Source organism: Cryobacterium fucosi, assembly GCF_004403515.1.
GTDB classification, from domain to species: domain Bacteria; phylum Actinomycetota; class Actinomycetes; order Actinomycetales; family Microbacteriaceae; genus Cryobacterium; species Cryobacterium fucosi.
In genome coordinates, this window is record NZ_SOHH01000077.1 from 1 (window position 1) to 1,141 (window position 1,141).

At 70.4% G+C, this 1,141-nt stretch carries 1 protein-coding gene; it reads right to left on the reverse strand.

Annotated features, from left to right (window positions below):
• A partial coding sequence (locus E3T48_RS17480) for a DUF222 domain-containing protein (protein ID WP_277613517.1) occupies window positions 1–939 on the reverse strand: 939 nt, incomplete at its 3' end.
• Between the last annotated feature and the right edge of the window lie 202 nt (window positions 940–1,141).

Below are 1,141 nucleotides of genomic sequence, written 5' to 3' on the forward strand. Positions count from 1 at the left end.
TGTGTCGCAGAGTTGTCGTTGGATGGTGGTGAGGGAGATCGGGGCGGGGCTGCCCTCGATGTAGCCGTGCCCGGTCGGCAGGACCGGGGTCGTCCCGGGTTGGCCGGGCTGGCCGGGTTCGCCGGGTTGGCCGGGTTGGCCGGGTAGGCCGGGTTCGCTGGGCTGGCCGGGTTCGCCGGGTAGGCCGGGCTGGCCGGGTTGGCCGGGTTCGCCGGGTTCGGCGGGTTGATTGGAGGGAGGGGCTGCGGCCGGGCTGACCGCGGGTGCGTCGGGTGCGTCGGGGGCTACGAGGGCTGTGGGCGTTGAGGGGGACGTGTTGGCCGGTGCACCGGGTGCACTGCCGGCACCGGCACCGGCACCGGCACCGGCACCGGTGTCGGCAGTGGCGTGGGTGGCGGCGTCGGTGAGGTCTTTGTGGGTGACGATGATGCGCACGGCGGGGCGGCGGCCGCCGAGCATTTGTCCGGGGTCGACTTCGCCGGCGATTTTGAGTAGTTGCACGAACGAGTCTGCGGCGATTTGCGCGGTGGTGCGGGGGTCGTCCTGGATACTTTTGGCCCAGGCGGCGCGTGTTTTGTCGACGAAGCGCACGCCGCCGCGTCGGGGGCTGGTGATGGAGTCGTAGGTGGAGAGCACGAATTCGCCGTCTTCGGGGGCGAAGAGGCCGTGGAGTCGGACTTTGCCGTCGGGGAGGCGGTAGATCTTGAGGAACCGGTCGTCGTAGGCCTGTTTCTCGCGGGCGGCGATGCCGGCCTGGTCGAGGTCGTCGCGCATCCTTCGGGCCCGGGTGAAGCATTGGTCCGCGTTCCACCCCACCGCCTCGGTGAGGAGCCGGGTGAGGGCGGTGGTGAGTTTGTCGGCGGTGACGGCGGTGTCGATGTCGCCAAGGCCTTTGCGGATGGATTCGGCGGCGTCGACGGAGAGGGTTCCGGCGGTCACGGCGCGGGCGATCGGAGCCTGCCACGACCCAGGAACGGCCGGTTGAGGCGACCCGTCCGGTCCAGTCTCGTCAGTCCCTGTCCCGTCAGTGCCTGTCCCGTCAGTGCCGGGCGACTCGGGTGCTTCCGCGGTTTGCCGGTCGGCGGCTTCGGTCTGGGCGAGTATCGTGCCGACGGCGACGAGTTTGAACGCCTCGTTCTTG